This window comes from Psychroserpens burtonensis DSM 12212 (genome assembly GCF_000425305.1).
GTDB classification, from domain to species: Bacteria; Bacteroidota; Bacteroidia; order Flavobacteriales; family Flavobacteriaceae; genus Psychroserpens; species Psychroserpens burtonensis.
Genome location: NZ_AUDE01000033.1, coordinates 1 through 15,996 on the forward strand (window position 1 = coordinate 1; position 15,996 = coordinate 15,996).

Here is a 15,996-nt window from a genome sequence, read left to right on the forward strand (position 1 = left end):
TAGGCTTGGGTTTCAAACAATGTCTATTAATTGCCTTCTGTTGAGCGTGTTCTGGAATATAACTACCAGCTGTACTTCCTCTACTTGGCGTGTTTCTTTTTAACTCTCTTGATACTGTACTTTTATTGACACCAATAATTATTGCTATTTGTGTAATAGTAATTCCTGTCTCTAATAATGCAGAGATTTGATACCTTTGTGACAAGGTCAATTGTTTATAATGTTTCATTCAAAACGAATATAAATATTGAGCCTAAAATAGATGGGGCTAGCCCCATCTATTTTAAATATTCGTGTTGCACTTATAACTTGAACTTAGACTTTCATACCTTTGCTAAAAAACAAATGACACGATTTCTTACCATTTTATGTATGATTAGCCTTCTAGTATCATGTAAAGCTGAAACAAAAGAGGAAAATACGACACCTGAAATGATTTCCGAAGAACAAAAGGAATTAACAGTGGCCGAAAAGATTGCACAAGCTTATGGCATTGATAACTGGAAAAATGTCAACGAAATACAATTTACATTTAATGTTGATAGAGGTGATAGCCATTTTGAACGCTCTTGGACGTGGAGCCCAAAAACTGACAACGTTGGTTTACTTTCAAATGAAGGAGACACAAACTATAATAGAAAATCTCTTGATAGTTTATCACTAGATGCCGATAGAGCATTTGTCAATGATAAATATTGGTTACTATCACCATTTCAACTTGTATGGGATCAAGGAACCACTATTTCGAAATCCACCAAAGAAACAGCTCCAATGAGCAAAACCAAACTCAACAAAATCACAATAACATACTCTAATGAAGGGGGTTATACACCAGGTGACGCCTATGACTTTTATTTTGATGATGAGTATCTCATAAAAGAGTGGGTATTTAGAAAAGGTAATTCCGTAGAACCATCAATGATTACCTCTTTTGAAAATTACTCAGAATTTAACGGAATTAAAATTGCAAAAGACCATGTCAAATCGGAAGGCAACTGGAAACTTTATTTTACTGATATTACGATAAGATAGATTATACAAAATAAACTTTAAAGTTAGCTGTTTTTTGTAATTACAACATCCAACTATAGACCTGAAGACGTATATGTAATATATAAATATTCCGCACTATGCGTCTCTATATATTCAAAGCGCTTCATCTACTTAGTTGAAGCGCTTTATTTTTTTCTGTTTATTCATAAAAAATCGAGCTTTCATCGCTTTAATTCCTCATTAATAATCCTTATTTTTATACACATATTCTAAATTTTAGAGTATTTAAAATTACCATTACAAAAATTAAATTTTTTTAATAAAACAGGATTTAAATATAAAGCATAGCCTTCGTTGTGGTTTCTTTTTCTATTTAAGTATAAAAAAAAGATATTTTATTTCAGTTATTTTAAAAAAGAAATAATAGTGAATACATCAATTAAAACCACAAGACATTGTCCAACTATAAATTAGGTCGTGAATTTGCAGAACAACTAGACCATAATGACGAGCTTTCAACGTATAGATCTCAATTTCATATACCTAAAGATGCAGAAGGAAACGAACTCATATATATGACAGGAAACTCTTTAGGTCTGCAACCTAAAATCACGAAAGGTTATATAAATCAAGAATTAGAAGACTGGGCAAAGCTTGGAGTAGATGGCCATACCCATGGTAAAAACCCTTGGTTGAATTACCATGAGTTTTTAACCAAAATCATGGCTGATATTGTCGGTGCAAAACCATTGGAAGTGGTTGTCATGAATTCTTTAACAGCAAATCTTCATTTCATGATGGTGAGCTTTTACAAACCAACACCTAAACGCTATAAAATCCTTATAGAAGCAGATGCTTTTCCAAGTGATAAATACGCTGTAGAATCTCAATTACGTCATCATGGATATGATGATAAAGAAGGATTAATCCTTTGGAAAGCTCGTAAAGGTGAAGAATTAGCTAATTATGAAGATTTAGAAAATATCCTAAAAGAGCACGGTGATGAGATTGCACTTGTTATGATTGGTGGTGTTAACTATTACACAGGACAGTTTTTTGATTTAAAACGTATTGCAAAACTTGGTCATTCTCATGGGTGCGTTGTTGGTTTTGATTGTGCGCATGGTGCCGGAAATGTAAAATTAGAACTTCACGATAGTGGCGCAGATTTTGCAGTTTGGTGTAGTTATAAATATTTAAATTCAGGACCAGGAAGTTTATCTGGGGCTTTTGTGCATGAACGCCATGCACATAATAAAGAGCTTAACCGTTTTACGGGATGGTGGTCCCATAACAAACAAACACGTTTTAGAATGCGTGACGACTTTGATCAATTACCAGGAGCAGAAGGATGGCAACTCAGCAATCCACCAATACTATCAATGGCAGCAATTCGAGCGTCGTTAGATGTATTTGAAAAAGCAGGATTTGATAAGCTTTGTGAAAAATCCAAACAATTAACAGGCTACTTTGAGTTTTTATTGAATGAATTAAATAATTCTAATATTAAAATCATAACACCAAACGATCCAGACCAACGTGGATGTCAACTCTCAATACAAGTTAAAAACGCAGACAAAGATTTGCATGATAAACTCACTCAGGCAGGAATTATAACAGATTGGAGAGAACCAGATGTCATTAGATGCGCTCCTGTCCCACTCTATAATTCATTTATGGATGTCTATGGATTTATTGAGCGATTGAAAACAGTTATTTAAGTAAGTAGTAAACGAAAATAAAAAACAACATTGGGATAAAAATAAAACTTAGCAAAAGTTCAAGTCTCAATCTCCGACACCGCCAGAATATTGAAATACAGCAATAATGAGTGAAAGAATGGAGATGCAAAGCGAAACTTTAAGCAGGTAATTCTAAAAGTGAATTTTCTGCAAAAATTCCTGACTTCAAAATGATCTTTTGGTTCGTTTTGCATCCAGGCAGAATGAACGAGAAAACATAAAAAAGAAAAAAAGCAAATGAAAAAACAACAAAACATATTAGTAATTGGCGCAGGACTCTGCGGAAGCCTACTCGCATTAAGACTAGGCCAAAGAGGTTATAATGTCACTGTATATGAAATGCGTACCGATTTACGTAAAACAGATATTTCAGCAGGACGCTCAATAAACTTAGCCTTTTCAGACCGTGGTAATAAAGCTATAAAATTAGTTGGTTTAGAAGATCAAGTCAAAGAGTTGTGTATTCCCATGAATGGAAGAATGCTTCATGACAAAGAAAGCAATACGTTTCTTTCAAACTATAGCGGTCGTGATTATGAATACATCAATTCGATTTCTAGAGAAAAACTCAATAGTTTGTTATTGACTGAAGCCGAAAAATACGATAATGTCGCCATTCACTTTAATAAAAAATGTAATTCTGTAGATTTTGAAAATACAACAGCACATTTTCAAGATTATATAACCAAAGAAGAATTCATAGAAGATGCCGATTGCATTATTGCTACTGATGGTGCAGGGTCTGCTTTGCGAAAAAGCTACTATCTAGAACGTAAATTCTTATTTAGTTTCTCACAAAATTATCTCACACATGGCTACAAGGAATTGTCTATTCTTCCTTCGGAAACTGGAGATTACAAAACCTATAAAAATGCATTACACATTTGGCCTAGAGGCGATTTTATGGTCATTGCGCTTCCTAACCTAGATGGTAGCTTTACCGTTACCTTATTTTTGAGTTATGCTGAAGGTGAATACAATTTCAACAATCTAACGACTCCAGAAATTGTCACCGAATTCTTTCAGAAAGAATTCCCAGATGCTTTAGAATTGATGCCAAATCTAGTTAAAGATTTCTTTGAAAACCCAACAGCTCCCTTAGGAACTGTAAAGTGTTCGCCTTGGCATTATAAAGGAAACACCTTATTAATGGGAGACTCTGCTCACGCTATTGTTCCGTTTTACGGACAAGGGATGAATGCATCTTTTGAAGATGTTGTAGAATTTGATCAAGTTTTGGAGGCGAATAAAGATGCAGATTGGGAAACAATTTTCACAGCCTATGAAAAAACGAGAAAGAAAGATACAGATGCTATTGCAGACTTAGCAATTGATAATTTTCATGAAATGAAAGACCATGTTGGTCAGGCTATATTTCAAGAAAAACGAAAAATTGAAATGGCTTTAGAAAAAGAATTTCCTGAAGACTATTCATCAAAATATAGTTTAGTTACCTTTAATGAAAACATAGGTTATCGAGAAGCTATGTTGAAAGGACGAGCGCAAGACAAAGCCATATTAAAAATGTTAGCTGATGGAGTAATTTCAGCTTCAGATGATATTAAAGATATTTTAGACAAGGTGAAAATAGAAACTGAGGCCATTTTAGATGATCATAAAGTTGCTGGATTACGTTAACAATTAGCAAAAAGTAACAGTAAGAAGAACTAAAAATAGTAAAAGTTCATGTCCCACTTTGCGACACAGTCGGAATATTGAAATGGAGAAAGAATGGAGATGCAAAGCGAAGCTTTAAGCACGTAATTCTGAAAGCGAATGTTCCACAGGAATTTCCTAACTTCAAAATGATTTTTTAGTTCCGTTTATTCGTCCATTTTTATTTTTGCGAACCTCATGATGTGGTGCGCAGTTTGCAACAAAACAAAATGAACGTAACAAAAATTAGAGAAGAAATAAAATAGACAACTCAACAAACAGATTGCCACGCTTTTTTAAAATAAAAAAAGACTAGCAATGACAGATAAAAGTATAACATGAGTGATAAAAACAATGAAATTCCTGCTTCCGCAGGAACTGTAGTAACGCCAAGAGGAGCATATCCACATGTAAAACAAGTTGGCGATTTCATTTTCGTTTCTGGAACCAGCTCACGTAGACCAGACAACACCATCGCGGGTGTTGACATTATAGACGAAATGGGAACCAAACGCTTAAACGCAGAAGTTCAAACACGAGAAGTTCTAAAAAATATTGAAAACAATTTAGCCAAAGTAGGAGCATCACTTAAAGATGTTGTTGATGTCACATCATTTTTAGTCAACATGAATGATTTTGCAGGCTACAACAAAGCCTATGGAGAATTCTTTGATAAAGCAACTGGACCAACAAGAACTACCGTAGCTGTTCACCAGTTACCACATCCAGATTTGGTAATAGAAATTAAAGTGATGGCTTATAAGAAGTAATGACAACTGTTAAATCCTCACCAGCTTCAAAATCCGTAAGGACTTTTAAACGTAAACTCAAGTATTCGTGACCACAATAAAAAACTACATCAACGGAGATTTCCAAAACCCAATTAAAGGCAATTGGATAGACAACTACAATCCATCAAATGGTGAGATTTACGGACAATTACCAGACTCCACAAAAGAAGACGTTGAAAACGCCTATATCGCAGCAAAATCTGCATTTCCTAGTTGGTCACAAACCAGTCTAGAAGAACGCAGTAGGATTCTTATTAAAATTTCAGAATTACTAGAAACCAATCTTCAACGTTTTGCAGAGGCTGAAAGTAAAGACAATGGAAAACCTGTGTCTTTAGCAAAAGCTGTCGATATTCCCAGAGCAGCAAGTAATTTTAGATTCTTCGGAAATGCGATCACTCAATTTGCTAGCGAAAGCCATGAAAGCATTGGCCAGCAAGCCGTCAATTATACCTTACGTCAACCCATAGGAGTTGTAGGATGCATTTCACCATGGAATCTTCCCCTCTATTTATTTACATGGAAAATCGCTCCTGCATTGGCTGCAGGAAATTGCGTCGTGGCAAAACCAAGTGAAGTCACGCCACTAACCGCTTTTCTATTAGGAGACATCTGTAATGAAGCTGGTTTACCTAAAGGCGTTTTAAATATTGTTCATGGTCTTGGAGAATCAACAGGTCAAGCGATTGTAGAGCACCCAGATATTAAAGCTATTTCATTTACAGGAGGCACTACAACAGGAGCTCATATCGCAAGAGTAGCGGCACCTATGTTTAAAAAACTATCTCTTGAATTGGGCGGAAAAAACCCAAACATCATTTTTGCAGATTGCGATTATGAAGAGATGCTCAGTACTACGGTTCGTTCATCATTTGCTAATCAAGGTCAGATTTGTCTCTGCGGAAGTCGGATTTTTATAGAAGCCTCTATCTATGAAAAATTTAAAACAGATTTTATCAAGAAAGTAAAAGCTTTAAAAGTAGGACATCCGTCAGAAAGTGATACCAATATTGGAGCATTAGTCTCTAAATCACATTTAGACAAAGTAAAAGAATACATTCAAATCGCAAAAGACGAAAACGGAATCGTTTTATGTGGTGGCAATGAAGTCAAAGTAAAAGGTTATGAAAACGGATATTACTTAGAACCAACGGTTATAGAAGTACAAAGCAATGACTGCAGAGTTAACCAGGAAGAAATTTTTGGACCAGTCGTTACTATGATGCCCTTTCAGAACGAAGACGACGTTTTAAAAATGGCAAACAAAGTAAAATACGGACTTTCAGCAACCCTATGGACTAACAATTTAAAACGAACTATGCATTTGACCAACCAATTACAAGCAGGAATTGTTTGGGTCAATACTTGGATGTTGCGAGATTTACGCACACCCTTTGGTGGTGTAAAAGCAAGTGGTGTTGGTCGTGAAGGTGGGTTTGAAGCATTACGTTTTTTTACTGAGGCCAAGAATGTTTGCATAAAGTATTGATCCCATCTGACTCTTCCCGTGGGGAAGACACTCAAACGAAAAAGACTCTTATTGTAATTTGTTGTGTTGAAAATAATTTGAGAGTGCAGCATACAATTTAAAATATTAACACGACATAAATCACGTCCCTTTGATCAAAGGAACGTGAGTTCAATTTCAGTAAGGAAATTGAAAACTGAAGGGTCAATAATAAAAACTATTAATTAAAAAAGATTCCTGCCTTAGCAGTAATAAAAAATATGGATTTACAACTCAATAACAAGTATGCATTAGTCTGCGGAAGTACCGCAGGAATTGGAAAAGCAACAGCAATGGCATTAGCAGCAGAAGGTGTTCAAATAACCTTAATAGCGAGAAACGAAGACAAACTAAAAGTAACTTTAGCAGAATTACCCCAACATAGGAATCACGATTATATTGTCGCAGACTTTTCAAACCCTATAGAATTGAAAGCAAAAGTGGATGCTTATGTGAATCAAAATCATGGGTTTCATATATTGGTTAATAATACAGGAGGACCAAAAGGTGGACCCGTTTTTTCTGCGGAAATCGATGAATTTGAAAGTGCTTTTACACAGCATTTAAAATGTAACCATGTATTAGCTCAAGCCGTTGTTCCGTTTATGAAAAGTAAAGGTTATGGTCGTATAATTAATGTGATTTCAACATCTGTGAAGCAACCATTAGACGGTTTAGGTGTGAGTAACACTATTCGTGGCGCTGTAGCAAATTGGAGTAAGACCTTAGCTAACGAATTAGGACAATATGGAATTACTGTAAACAATGTGCTTCCTGGAGCTACTGGAACAGAACGATTAACTGAAATCATAAAAAACAAATCGGCAAAAACTGGTAATACTGAAGAAGAAGCAGCAAATGCTATGAAAAATGCTGTGCCTGCAAAACGATTTGCAAGACCTCAAGAGTTAGCAGATGCCATTACATTTTTAGCTAGTGAACGTGCTGGATATATAAATGGCATTAACCTTCCAGTTGATGGCGGAAGAACAAAGTCATTATAAGTCAAAAAATCCATTTATTATTACTAATTTTATTGAATAGATGAATCTGTGTTAGGGATTACTTACAACTTAATATTTTAGCATATTGAGTTAGTGAACCTAAAGGTTTAAAAGGTGTGTTTGAGCTCCTCGCAGAGAGTAAGCCTTGAAAGCCAAACTCTATGTCGCCTTAGCGTAATAGAGAAACGCCAAAAATGTAAAATTATGAGCAAATTATTTCCGCCAATAAATTTCAAAGCTTGGATTGAAGAAAATCGCCATTTATTAAAGCCACCTGTTGGCAATAAAGTAGTCTGGAAAGACGGTGATTTTATAATTATGGTCGTTGGTGGACCAAATAATAGAAAAGATTATCACTATAATGAAACACCCGAATTTTTCTATCAAGTGGAAGGAGATATTATTTTGAAAGTCATTGACGAAGGTGTACCAAAAGACATCCATATACGAGAAGGGGATATATTTTTACTACCTCCTAAAGTTCCACATTCGCCACAACGTGGTGCAAATACTGTTGGTTTAGTTATTGAATACCCAAGAGACAAAGGAGTACAAGATGCGCTATTATGGTTTTGTGAAAGTTGCACGACTAAACTGTACGAAGAGGATTTTACTGTAGAAAATATTGAAACAGATATGCCTAAAATATTTGACAATTATTACAGTGACAAAGACAAACGTAGTTGTCCCAACTGTGGCGAAATTATGCAACCTCCAACGAAAATAAAGATCGATTAGTATTGTCATTTCTACATAAGTAGGAATCCATGATGCAAGAAAAAAATAACCTAAAACAGATTCCGGCTTTAGCGGGAATGATAAGAAATGAGCAAACGCAAACTAAGAATTAACGGTCATTCCCACTTACTTCCTTATCCTGAGGAAATCCCTCAATTCATGCAAGATAAAGGGATATTCTGGGTTGATAAAGATCGAAAATTCATGCTTCAAAAAGATTGGAATCGTCCTATTACAGATTCCAGTTTCTTCTTAAATGAAAAATTGGAATGGATGGAAAAATACAAAATTGATCATGCTGTTGTGCTCAATTTATCTCAACTCTACGGAAACGGTTTGCGAGTTGAAGAAATGAAGCAAGCTTTACGTTTTCAAAATGATTTTAATGCAAAAGTGCAACGAGAAAACCCAAGCAAGTTTACTTGTGGCTTTGTAGTACATCCTGGCTTCGTGAGAGGCGCTTGTTGGGAAATGGAAAGATGCGTTGAAGAATTAGGGATGCAACTTCTATGTTTACCGACGCATTATATGGATACTATTGGAACGTGGCGTTGTATTTTTGATGCAGAAAATGAACCGATATTTGAATTAGCCAATAAGTATAATTTAGCAGTAGAGATTCATCCTTATGATGGTGAAAAATTCATTAAATTAGAAAATACATCCTGGCGTTTTCATTTAATTTGGATGCTAGCACAATGTGCTGACGCCTATCACTTTTTAACTTTAAATGGTTATCAAGATAAGTTTCCAAATATGCGTACCTGCTTTGCTCACGGTGGACAGCTAGCACAAATAAATTTAGGACGACGCATTCAAGGTTTTGATGGCAGGCCTGATTTATTTGAAGGCAAAAGCCACCCAAGAAAAGCAGTAGGCCATAGAAACATATTTTTTGACACTTTAGTTCACGATACTGGCGGCTTAGAATTACTTATAAGAAACCAAGGCTCAAAACAAGTATTGATGGGACTCGATGACCCTTATCCATTAGGAGAAATGGAAAGCGAAAAACAGTCTTCTTATCCTGGTAAAATTTTAGATTTAGCCATTGAACGTAAAATCATCACAGAGGTTGAGCGAGATGCCATTTGGGAAGACAATGTAATACAATGGCTATGCGGTGACAACCAGGCATCTAAAGATAAATTAGTTAAACGTATTTTAGGATAATGTATTTTTTACCTGAAAAGTTAGATGACTATATCGTTTTTCATTCTGAAGAAGAACCAGAATTACTGCAACAACTCACTAGAGAAACGTATCAAAAAATATTACAACCTATCATGCTCAGCGGACCTTATCAAGGTCGTGTATTGAGTATGATTTCTAAGTTAATACGCCCTAAAACGATATTAGAATTAGGCACATTTACGGGTTATGCAACCTTATGCCTAGCAGAAGGATTACAAGACGAAGGAGAAATTGACACTATTGATGTGAATGAAGAATTGGTTGATTTTCAACGCAAATATTTCAATAAGTCTAATTATGGCAAACAAATATTTCAGCATTTAGGTAGTGCTTTAGATATCATACCTACTCTAGACAAAACTTTTGATTTAGTATTTATTGATGCCGATAAACCTAATTATGTCAACTATTTTAATTTAATAATTGATAAATTAAACTCAGGTGGCATTATTTTATCAGACAATGTATTATGGCATGGAAAAGTCATTGAACCAATAAACGAGAAAGACAACTCAACAAAAGCAGTAGTAGAATTTAATACACTCTTAAAAAATGATAAACGAATTGAAACAGTTCTTCTGCCAATAAGAGATGGTCTTACAATTAGCAGAAAAATATAAAGCGGGTTAGGTTTAAGAACTATGATTAAAGCTTTCTTTTCACAGAACCCGTAAAGTCTTCTAGATCGTCTTTTACTTTCTTAATTTCCTCTGTAATATTTTTGGTAACATTGGTGTCTATACCTTGCTTGTCGACACTTTTTGTAATTTCAGACTTGATATCAGTCGTAGCATCTCTTAGCATACGCATACCTTTACCCATACCACGAGCAATCTCTGGGATTTTATCTGCTCCAAATACCATAACTAAAATTAGAAGTATAAATATTACCTCTGGTGCTCCAATGAATAAAAATGTTGCTAGTTGTATCACGATGCAAATATAATGAGATGTTTACTATAAGTGAATATATTTTCTTTTTTATAATAAAAAGAGCCGATATTTCTACCGGCTCTTTTGTGTCTGGCATTAGAGCGTATACTACCCCTTTACTTTATTTTTAAATTTATCGAAATCACTATCTTTAACTTCTTTAGGCCAAGAGTTATTAGAGGTATCAATATCTGCAGTTTCTAGTTTAGGATCTAATTTTATAGATACTATTTCCTTTTCTGAAGCGATCGCTTTACTTACTTCATTATCATTAAGTCTCCAAATTTGAGCAGGATAAGTTTCTGTTTTAGTCGTACCATCTGCATATGTAAACTCAACGATTATTGGCATTACTAATCCACCCGGCTTTTCAAATGTAATATCATAAAAATACTTAGGCTGCTTGATTGTTTTGCGTTCTTCCGCAGTAAAATTATCCATCATATACTCCTTTAAGCTTGGAGAATTATCTGCAGATGTTCCTTTACGCAAACGCTCATCAAATTCGTCGCTATCCTCTTCAACTAGGTATACCAATTTGAGTTCATCTAAATTTAGATTTCTACTTTGAGCATAGTTTTTAGCATACTGATTTGGTTCTGATGACACATAATATTTTTTAACCTCTTTTAATCCAATATCTACCCAATCTGTAGAATAAAACCATCCTCTCCAGTACCAATCTAAATCAAACGCTGAAGCATCTTCCATCGTACGGAAAAAATCTTCTGGTGTTGGGTGTTTAAACATCCAACGGTGTGTATATTCTTTAAACGCATAATCAAATAACTCACGTCCCATCACTGTTTCTCTCAATATATTTAAAGAAGTAGCTGGTTTTCCGTAGGCATTATTACCAAATTGGTATGTATTTAAACCTTTAGTCATTATTGGCGCAATATAATCTTGGTTTCCGCCCATATAACCTGTGATATTTTTAGCTGGTCCACGACGTGATGGATATGCTGCATCTCCAGATGACAATGCTTTTGGATACCACTCTCCAAAATCTTGCTCTGCAACATACTGCATAAACGTATTTAAACCCTCATCCATCCATGTCCATTGACGCTCATCACTATTCACGATCATTGGGAAGAAGTTGTGCCCAACTTCGTGAATAATAACACTCATCATACCGTATTTAGTACGATCGTCATACTTTCCGTTTTCGTCTGGTCTTCCATAGTTCCAACAAATCATTGGATACTCCATTCCTTGACGTTTTGCGTGCACAGATATCGCTTTATGGTAAGGATAATCAAATGTCATGCGAGAGTATGATTTCAATGTACTCGCAACTGCTTTTGTAGACCATTGTTCCCATAATGGATTTCCTTCTTTAGAATATAAGGACACAGCCATTACATCTCTGTCTCCTAGCTTAACAGCCATCATATCCCATATATATTTTCTAGAGGTAGCAAATCCAAAATCTCTTACATTCTCTGCATAAAGCGTCCATGTATTTTTCTTTTTAGAACGTCCTTTTTCTCTAGCTTCTGCTTCATCTTGTGTTGAGATTACTACAGGCTCATTATATGATTTTTTTGCTTTTTCATAACGCTTCATCATATCGCTAGAAAACAAATCTTCTCTGTTCATTAACTTTCCTGTACCATCTAAAAGGTGATCAGCAGGAACAGTAATGTTTACTTCAAAATTACCGAATGGTAATGCAAATTCATCGCGTCCCCAAAACTGTGAGTTTTGCCATCCTTCTACGTCATTGTATACTGCCATTCTTGGATAGAACTGGGCAATCACATAGTTTCTGTTTCCATCAGGAAATAATTCGTAACCAGAACGTCCACCATCTGTAACATGATTGTTTATCTGGTACCACCATTTGATATTAAAAGAGTATTTATCTCCCGTTTTCATAGCTGTAGGCAGTTCAACACGCATCATCGTTTGATTGATCATGTGAGTTAATGCTTTACCACCTGTACTGGTAACACTTTCTATGTTGAAACCTCCATCAAAACTTTCACTCATGTAAGATGAAGCAAATCTAGATGCAGATAATGCTGGTGTCACATTACTTGAATTAATATCATTAGAAGGTGAATCTTTTGATCTCACATTTTGATCTAATTGAATCCATAGATATGTCAATTCATCTGGTGAATTATTCGTATAGGTAATAGTTTCATTGCCACTTAATACCGCAGTTTCGTCATTGATTTCTAAATCTATTTTATAGTCTGCTTGTTGTTGATAATAGGCTGGACCTGGTGCTCCGGAGCCTGTTCTAAACATATTTGGTGTCGCAAATTCGTCATAAAGTTGCTTGAACTTATTCTGGTTGGTATGACCAGGTTTTCGCGCTTCTTCTTGATTTTGATCTTGAGCCATCGCATTTAATGAGATAAAGGCAATTGACAAACAAAGGAATTTTAGTACTCTCATAGGAATTATTAAAAGGTTGATTTATTTAAAATTTAAGTATTGATTTGTATCTTCTTTGGTAAATATTAAGTTGTTTACTTTAGAATTTATTTTTGATTTGACGATGTTTTTTTGTTTCGGAAATAAATCAAAAAGAACGGTATTGCTTATTTCAATAGTATTTATGCCCTCAACATTTTCAATTTCCAAATAACATATAACTTGATCGTTTTCATAGTCCTTACCTACAAAAGTTAAGATAACTTCTTTAGTATTAATTTTAATTTCGAACTTTTGCTTTAAATACTTTTTGATATATTCATCCACGGTCGATTTTTCATCCATCGTTGTCAAATTGATAGTCTTATCAAAGCGCTCTTGTAAAGTAAGTTCTAGATCATCAACATCTATTCTTGTAATTATCTGAAGAGATTTTTGCTCTTTCACATATTCTATCTGTGTCACACTCACGTAATATTTATGAACGGCAGATAAAAAAAAGGGGAAAATAATAGCTAATAAAACGACCTTTAAAGAATTCATATCAATCAATAAGATGTAAATGTAGCAATTTTATAAAAATTTTTATTCTTAAAAAGTGTTAATAAATCCTAAGTCAATTAATCTTTAGATTCTATCTTCTCTACATTAGTCAAATAGAGTTTTTGAAGCAAAAACTCATAGATTTCAAAATCAATATCAGATTTGCAAAGCCTTTCAAATTTAGGATCTTCAGCAACGTAGTAGAAAAAATCGGATTTCAAATGGTCTTCAAGTTCATAATTAGCAAAGAGTAAGTTTGAAAATTTAGATTTAACTTTATCCATACAATTGAATTGCTCTTCTAACTGCACTGCATTTTTTAGCTTTTTGGTACGTCCAGAAATTTTATTCAAAATTTTGTGAACATTAATCGATATAAACAATGGTGCAATTATGACAGATTTCCCTGCATCTGCTTCATAGAGCCTTCTCTCTTTCTGTGTTTTAGGTTTACCTGTATAACCAGGAATCCCAACATCATAAAAATTAATATCTCGTTTAGCATCATTATTTCCAACATCTAAAAGCAAATCTCCTGTAAGCACTTTACCGACAACAACTTCATCTAATTCATTAACTCGATCTTCAAGTGTGATAGAAAGGAATTCTAATTTTAAAATGATTTCTGTGATAACAATATTTTGAGGAATATACTGTATGCTAGAAATAAGAATAGTATCATTTAATCTGGCAGACACAAAAAATTCGCCTGTACTTTTTGTAATCGTAAATTCTTGAGCAGTGATATTTAGGATATGAATGCTGCCTAAATCTGAACTCGCTATGACTTTACCTTTTAAATCTATAGTTTGAGCATCACTATATGAACATGACAACAGCATGAGAAAAAGAACTGATATGTTTTTAATCGTTTTCAATGTGAATTTTGAAGGCTTCTAATTTGTCTTTTAAAAATTGTAAGGTCTTAATGTCATTACCCAAATCACTCAATTCTTTAAAAGAGGGATCGTCGCTACAAAAATAAAAATACTCATTTTGTATCGTTATACTAAATGTATTCTCATTAAAAATCAGCTTTGAGAATTTTGCTTTAGCCTCTTCAATGGCCAGCCCTAACTCTTCACGCTCAATTTGCTCTTTTAAACGTTTGGTGCGACCAGATATCCAATTAATCAGTGGGTTTAAAGGCACAATACCTCCTCCTGTTTGTGCTTCATATAAGCGCCTTTCGCTTTGTGTTTTTTTAGGCCCTGTATAACCAGGAATACCCAAGTCATAGAAATTTAGCTCTCGTTTAGCGTCACTGTTTTCAATATCTGTCATTAAACTTCCAGTTAAAATCTTACCAACGACAACTTCGTCTAATAGGTTGACATTATCTTCAAGATTGACATTAACCGCTTTAGTTTGCATTATGACATCTGTTATCAAAATTTCTTTTAGCACATATTGAATACCAGAAAACAGTAACGTATCATTTAATTTTACTGGTATCACAAACTCGCCTTGATTATTTGTTATTGCAAACTTACTCGCTGTTTTATTTATTATATGAATGCCAATTAGATCACCACTAGCAATAATCTTACCCTTGATATCTTTTGTTTGAGCAGCTATTTCTGCAGAAAATAAAATAAGTAATAAAAAAATAAAGGGGTTACTCTTTATCACTATTAATTTTTAAAAATTCTTGACTTTTCTTATAAAGAACCTCTAAAAACTCTAACTCCCTTCCATAATTTAGGAGTGTAAAATCAAAACCTTCATCGTTTTCAACATATTGAATAAACTCTTCAACACGATGTGCAGGAATTTTAAAGTTATCAATAATAAATTCTGATCCAAAGTAATATTTCACAGAACTCACTGGTACATCTGGCACTCCTGATGTCTCTTTATCTTTTACTTTAGACCTAAATAATGGCAGTAATAGTTGGTCCACAACATTCACAATATTTAACCCATTAACCATAGTTGTAGATTGTGAATGCATTGCTTCATTTTCAATACCAGAACGAGGATCTTCTAAAAACTCGAACTCGTCGCTGTTTTTTATCCCAAAGTAAAGTGCATCTAATTTAGGATTAAACGTCTTTACCGTTGAAACATCGGTTGGTAAATCTCCCGATAACCCTTTAGTGAGTACTAAAATCTCATCCAATTTATTTATTTCTTCAATTAAAAAAACACGTATACGCTTAGAGTTTATAATAGCTTCGCTAACACGTAAATCAAAATTTTGATATTGTAATGCCCTAAATTCTATTAAATCGTTTAAACCGACTTCTATTGTAAACCCTCCATTTTCGTCTGTAATCACCCCTTTTTTTGTAGCAATATTGAATACCGTAATGGCATCAACATCTTGACCTTCAACAATAATTTTCCCATCAACAATGACGCGTTTTGATATTTGTGATGTCACGGTAAATGATACAGCAAGTAAGAGTACTAGTAGTGATTTTTTCATAGCATATGGTTTAGTTACGTAAAGAACGCATTTGAAAGCTTAAATAATTAATAAAATGCAACTAAACTTTTGT

At 34.3% G+C, this 15,996-nt stretch carries 16 protein-coding genes; 9 read left to right on the forward strand and 7 right to left on the reverse strand.

Features of this window, described 5'->3' with window-relative positions; all coding sequences use genetic code 11:
• A partial coding sequence (locus H593_RS19330; protein WP_037052471.1) for a helix-turn-helix domain-containing protein occupies nt 1-229 on the reverse strand: 229 nt, incomplete at its 3' end.
• A gap of 143 nt (nt 230-372) precedes the next feature.
• Here H593_RS19330 and H593_RS0113960 point away from each other — a divergent pair.
• The 9 genes from H593_RS0113960 to H593_RS0114000 all read left to right on the forward strand — a co-directional run bounded on the left by H593_RS0113960 (nt 373) and on the right by H593_RS0114000 (nt 10,245).
• Nucleotides 373-1,032: a hypothetical protein gene (locus H593_RS0113960; RefSeq protein ID WP_245585059.1), complete on the forward strand. Its 660-nt coding sequence runs from the start codon at nt 373-375 to the stop codon at nt 1,030-1,032.
• Between the two features lie 416 nt (nt 1,033-1,448).
• Entirely contained in the window at nt 1,449-2,714 is a 1,266-nt protein-coding gene (kynU, locus tag H593_RS0113965; RefSeq protein WP_028873005.1) for a kynureninase, read from the forward strand.
• 258 nt (nt 2,715-2,972) lie between these two features.
• The gene (locus tag H593_RS0113970) at nt 2,973-4,373 is read left to right on the forward strand and encodes an FAD-dependent oxidoreductase (protein ID WP_028873006.1); all 1,401 of its coding nucleotides are present in this window, start codon (nt 2,973-2,975) and stop codon (nt 4,371-4,373) included.
• Nucleotides 4,374-4,729: 356 nt separating this feature from the next.
• The gene (locus H593_RS0113975) at nt 4,730-5,161 is read left to right on the forward strand and encodes a RidA family protein (RefSeq protein ID WP_051229750.1); all 432 of its coding nucleotides are present in this window, start codon (nt 4,730-4,732) and stop codon (nt 5,159-5,161) included.
• A gap of 67 nt (nt 5,162-5,228) precedes the next feature.
• Nucleotides 5,229-6,671 (forward strand): aldehyde dehydrogenase, encoded by a 1,443-nt coding sequence (locus H593_RS0113980; RefSeq protein ID WP_051229751.1) that lies wholly within the window; start codon nt 5,229-5,231, stop codon nt 6,669-6,671.
• A 239-nt stretch (nt 6,672-6,910) separates the two neighbouring features.
• The gene (locus tag H593_RS0113985; protein ID WP_028873009.1) at nt 6,911-7,693 is read left to right on the forward strand and encodes an SDR family oxidoreductase; all 783 of its coding nucleotides are present in this window, start codon (nt 6,911-6,913) and stop codon (nt 7,691-7,693) included.
• A gap of 204 nt (nt 7,694-7,897) precedes the next feature.
• Complete coding sequence (locus tag H593_RS0113990) at nt 7,898-8,431, forward strand: 3-hydroxyanthranilate 3,4-dioxygenase (protein WP_028873010.1); 534 nt, start codon at nt 7,898-7,900, stop codon at nt 8,429-8,431.
• 87 nt (nt 8,432-8,518) lie between these two features.
• Nucleotides 8,519-9,604, forward strand: a complete 1,086-nt coding sequence (locus H593_RS0113995; protein WP_028873011.1) for an amidohydrolase family protein — start codon at nt 8,519-8,521, stop codon at nt 9,602-9,604.
• The gene (locus tag H593_RS0114000) at nt 9,604-10,245 is read left to right on the forward strand and encodes an O-methyltransferase (protein ID WP_028873012.1); all 642 of its coding nucleotides are present in this window, start codon (nt 9,604-9,606) and stop codon (nt 10,243-10,245) included. The genes H593_RS0113995 and H593_RS0114000 overlap by 1 nt, the downstream gene beginning before the upstream one ends.
• A 25-nt stretch (nt 10,246-10,270) precedes the next feature.
• On the opposite strand, the gene H593_RS0114005 is transcribed toward H593_RS0114000, so the two are convergent.
• The 6 genes from H593_RS0114005 to H593_RS0114030 form a co-directional block, all read right to left on the reverse strand.
• Nucleotides 10,271-10,558, reverse strand: a complete 288-nt coding sequence (locus H593_RS0114005; protein ID WP_028873013.1) for a Sec-independent protein translocase subunit TatA/TatB — start codon at nt 10,556-10,558, stop codon at nt 10,271-10,273.
• 108 nt (nt 10,559-10,666) lie between these two features.
• Complete coding sequence (locus H593_RS0114010; RefSeq protein ID WP_028873014.1) at nt 10,667-12,970, reverse strand: M1 family metallopeptidase; 2,304 nt, start codon at nt 12,968-12,970, stop codon at nt 10,667-10,669.
• Between the two features lie 21 nt (nt 12,971-12,991).
• Complete coding sequence (locus H593_RS0114015; RefSeq protein ID WP_028873015.1) at nt 12,992-13,492, reverse strand: DUF6702 family protein; 501 nt, start codon at nt 13,490-13,492, stop codon at nt 12,992-12,994.
• A 77-nt stretch (nt 13,493-13,569) separates the two neighbouring features.
• Nucleotides 13,570-14,370 carry a hypothetical protein gene (locus H593_RS0114020; protein WP_028873016.1) on the reverse strand — a complete coding sequence of 267 codons (801 nt, stop codon included), beginning with the start codon at nt 14,368-14,370 and terminating at the stop codon, nt 13,570-13,572.
• Entirely contained in the window at nt 14,357-15,124 is a 768-nt protein-coding gene (locus H593_RS0114025; protein ID WP_028873017.1) for a carboxypeptidase-like regulatory domain-containing protein, read from the reverse strand. Before H593_RS0114025 ends, H593_RS0114020 begins: the two co-directional genes overlap by 14 nt.
• A complete protein-coding gene (locus tag H593_RS0114030; RefSeq protein WP_028873018.1) occupies nt 15,111-15,923 on the reverse strand; it encodes a membrane protein in 813 nt (270 codons plus the stop codon). Before H593_RS0114030 ends, H593_RS0114025 begins: the two co-directional genes overlap by 14 nt.
• Between the last annotated feature and the right edge of the window lie 73 nt (nt 15,924-15,996).